This is a genomic window from Protofrankia sp. Cr1, assembly GCF_963555865.1.
Taxonomy (GTDB): Bacteria; Actinomycetota; Actinomycetes; order Frankiales; family Frankiaceae; genus Protofrankia.
Genome location: NZ_CAUVXO010000489.1, coordinates 1 through 3,862, shown reverse-complemented (window position 1 = coordinate 3,862; position 3,862 = coordinate 1). Strand labels below are relative to the sequence as shown.

Annotated in this window: 3 protein-coding genes; all 3 read right to left on the bottom strand. The window is 71.4% G+C overall.

Going from position 1 to position 3,862, the window contains the following annotated elements:
- Positions 1-217: DUF6519 domain-containing protein (locus tag U9980_RS24340; protein WP_322770063.1), on the bottom strand; the 217-nt coding region annotated here is incomplete at its 3' end.
- Positions 218-262: 45 nt separating this feature from the next.
- Entirely contained in the window at positions 263-2,587 is a 2,325-nt protein-coding gene (locus U9980_RS24335) for a hypothetical protein (RefSeq protein WP_322770062.1), read from the bottom strand.
- Positions 2,584-3,862, bottom strand: a 1,279-nt coding sequence (locus tag U9980_RS24330; RefSeq protein WP_322770061.1) for a putative baseplate assembly protein, incomplete at its 5' end; no start/stop codon positions are given. The genes U9980_RS24335 and U9980_RS24330, both read right to left, overlap by 4 nt.

Below are 3,862 nucleotides of genomic sequence, written 5' to 3'. Positions count from 1 at the left end.
TTATAGTTTTGCTCTCCACTTCGAGCCTGATTGCGAAGCTCTGGCCAGGCCCTCCGTGCGGTCCGATGACGTCGGCCGCGAGCGTCCGCAGGAAATGCTGGACGAGCAGCGCCTGCTCGTTGACGTCGGAATCGAGGGTGACCCGGCCCTGCTGGCTGAGGACCGCCGAGAAATGCTTGTCCGGCGCGAAGGTGAGGCGGGAGAAGTCGCCGTACATGCGGTCCCTCCTGGAGACTGGTGTCGGGTGCGGTGCAGGTCGGGATCAGGTGACGACGACGATGCCGGCATCGGTTCCGGCCGGGACGAACTGGTCAAGACGCGCCCGCAGGTTGGCGGCCCGCTGCGCGGTGAAAAGGTCGTGGAAGGCGCCGAGTTCGGATTCGTCGTCCGCCCCGGTACTGATCTCCGGAGCGGATCCGACGGCGAGCTGGGCATGGCCGGGGGTGCCGTAGCGGGAGCTGGTGAACCGCGGTCGCACCCGGCCCTCCTCCCGCACCCGGGCGAGCGTGGCCTCGGTCGCGTCGAGCCGGCCGAGGCGGACGGCCTCGTCGACGGCCGTGCGCACCCCGTCGGGCTGGCAGCCGTACCGGACGGGCGTGCGTGAGCCGGGCGGGACGTAGCAGAACCGGACGCAGCCGACCTGCCGGCGCACCACCCGGACCGGACCGGTGAAGATCGAGTTCTCGGCCAGTTCGACGGCGTGCACGCGGATGTGCCCGAACACGGTCGTCCGCCGGACGGTCACCACCGCGTACGCGTGGCAGGCATCGGGTGCGCCAAGCGCGTCCTGGTCGTCGTCGGTGGCGTCAAGGATGCTGTCGGCGATGCAGATCGACATCGGATCGGTAGCACGTTCGTCCGCGCTGACCCTGACCGTGCCGAGGATGGCGCGTTCCACCCGCAGGCAGCCGACCTGGCCGGTGAGCTCGATGCTCGGTTCGGTACCGACCTCGGGCTCGCAGTCGTGCCCGAGGCTCCAGCCGGGCACCAGCGTGCAGTGCCGGACGACCACCTCCTCGACCGTCCCGCTGACCAGGATGCCTCGCCCGGAGACCAACAGGCCGTCGAGGACGAGTCGCGGTGGCTGGTCGCCGCGGTCCAGCGCCGGGGCCGACGCCGGGGCCAGCTCGGCCTCAGCCTCAGCCTCGGACTCGGGGTGATCCGCCGGGCCGCGGACACGCAGACTGTCCGGACGGTTGCCGTACCAGTTCAGCAGTCGTAGCACCGGCCGTCTGCCCTGCGCGGCGCGCAGCTCCAACCGCTCTCCGTAGGCCAGGATGATCTCGATGGGCTCCTGGTAGGCACCGCTGTCGGTGATCTCGATGACCGCGTCCCGCAACGCCACGGCGTTCGGATCGGCCTGCTTGTCCGCCTGCCAGGCGGCGACGGCACCCATGATCTCCTGGTGCTGCTCGCCGGGGCCGACCCGATAGACCCTCCGGTGGACCTCCGCCCCGGCTGTCGGTGACAGCGGCCGTTCGTACTCACCCCCGCCGAGGTCGTCGCTGAACCCGTAGCGGTAGCTCACCCACACCCCCGATTCGGGTGCCGCCCGTGGGGAGAAGGCGATCCGGCCCAACACCGGGTCGACCGCCACATCCTCGCCCTGCGGGCGATACGCCCAGTCGCGCAGGTCCGCGGGCACGATCCGCTCGAGCGGGACGGGTCGGCGCTCGGCGTCCCGCCAGATGAACAGACTGCGCGTGAGGCCGTAGTAGTCGGCGGTGCGCTCGGCGAAGGCGCGTCGCCGGATAGGCACCGGCAGGTTGGTCTCCGCCGCGATGTGGGTCGGGTCCGGTTCGGGCGCCGGGCGGGCGAACAGCGGCGTGTCGTTGCCGAGCAGAGAGAAGGTGAAGTGGTGGCGGGCGGCGTCGATGCACAGCGCCGGGGCGTTCGTGACCGGGTAGGTCCGTAGGCGCCAGACGAACAGCGCCACGCTCGGGATGGCGTACCGGCGCGGCCGGCGGGCCGCATTCGGACGACTGACGGTGACGGTGTGCGCGAGCTCGTCGAACGGCCCGTCCACGCGGTCGAGTGCGTCCCCCTGACGCAGGTCGGCGGTGCGGCCACGGCGAATCCGCCACGCGTTGTCCGCCGCTGCCGGTCGAAAGAGCCGGACTGGTGCGCTGACGCCGAGCAGCGGGGCGAACTCCACGGCGCGGGCCGGCCAGCCGGCGACGTCGGCGGCGAGTTGTTCCAACAGGGCGAGGCTGCCCTTGCGGCGGTGGGCGTGAACCGTGTTCGCGACGTCGGTGCGGGACGCGATCGCCCTGGTCAGCGCCGTGGTCTGCGCGCTGGACGAGCCGCCCGCACCCGGCTGTGGGCCGGGGTCCGCGGCCGGGTGCAGGGGAACATGGCCGACGAGATCGCCGAGATATGGGACGACCCAGTCTGCGCACGTCTCGATGAACCAGTTGTCGTAGAGCGCCTCGATGTCGCCCTGGACGATCTCCACCTGTTCGTTGATCACCTGGAGCAGGGCTCGTAGCGGCTCACCGAACTCGACATCCCGGATGCGATGGATGGCGGGCAGCAGCGCGTACAACCGGTCGAGGTCGGAGGCGAGATCGGGGTCGTGGCGGCTCATGAACGGATCTCCTGCAGAATCAGCGTCTCCGGCACGTCCGGACTCATGATCGCGAGCTGGGCCGGCAGAACACCGACACCGGGACCGGTAGCGGGGGGTTCGGGCGGTCGCCGGGCCGGGTACATCCTGATCCGGGCCGGTGGCGGCGACGTCAAGGTGCCTGCGAGCCCGTTGAGCTCACTGATGGTGATCGACTCTGGCACGGTGGTCAGGACGTCGACGTCGACGTAGTCGACCCCCGGCACCGCCTGGACGGTCGCGATCACATCGCTGAGGACGACATCCTGGCCGAGGTCGCGGCGGTCGAAGGAGAAGCGGTCGAGCAGCGCGGCCCGGACCGCCGGCTCCACCCGCGTCCACAGGTAGTCGGGCAGCACCCGGATGTTCGCCGCGCACAGGATCAGTGCCAGATCCCGGACGGCGAGCCGGGTGGGCTGCGCCGGGTCGCCGTGGCGTGCCAGCGCCTGGCGCAACCCGCGGAACAGCTCCGAGTCCTCGTCGATCGGGATGTTGTCGGCGCCGGCGACCGTGACGTGGATGACGGTGCGCCGCCCGTCGGACAGCCTGGTCGCGGCGGCTTTGCCGATCCCGGCCCGTGCCCGCGCGAAGTCGGCGTAGTCCGACACCGACACCAGATGGTCGAGGGCGAGCAGGCCGACGGCGGCGTTGCGGCGCACCGCGTCCCGGCCGTCGGGGTCGGCACCGCCGGTGGCGGGCCGCGGGTTGGTGACCGCGCTGACCCGCGGCGGGCGGCTCTGCAGCTGGGTGATCAGGCCGGCGTCGACATTGCCGGCCCGGCCAAGCCCAACGCGGTAGCTCGCGGTGATGTTCTCCTGGCCGGTCGCCGGCCGGGCGCCGTGCACACCGTCGCCGAACAGCACGATCGTTCCATCCGGTCCGGTCTGACCCACGCCGGCATCCGCGCGGGTCAGATAGGTGTGGTCGGTGGGGCCGGCGGCCATCAGGTCGTCGGTGGCCGCCCAGCGCACCCCGTTGACCCGGGTCACCAGGGTGGATTGCGCACCGGACGCCGCGGCGCTCGGCAGGTAGGTCAGCGGCGCCCGGCGCAGCGTGAACGCCTGGAACGGGGTGGACGCGTCGCCGCTGCCGAGCACCTGCGTGGCGGATTGCCCGTGGGTCGCGCGTACCACGTTACCGCTGATCCGCGCGGTGTCGCAGCGATAGATGTAGCGCAGCGGCGCGGCAAGAGTGATCGTGGTGTGCACGGTGTCGCCCGGACGGCCGTCCGCCACGCCCTGGCTGACACCGGAAATC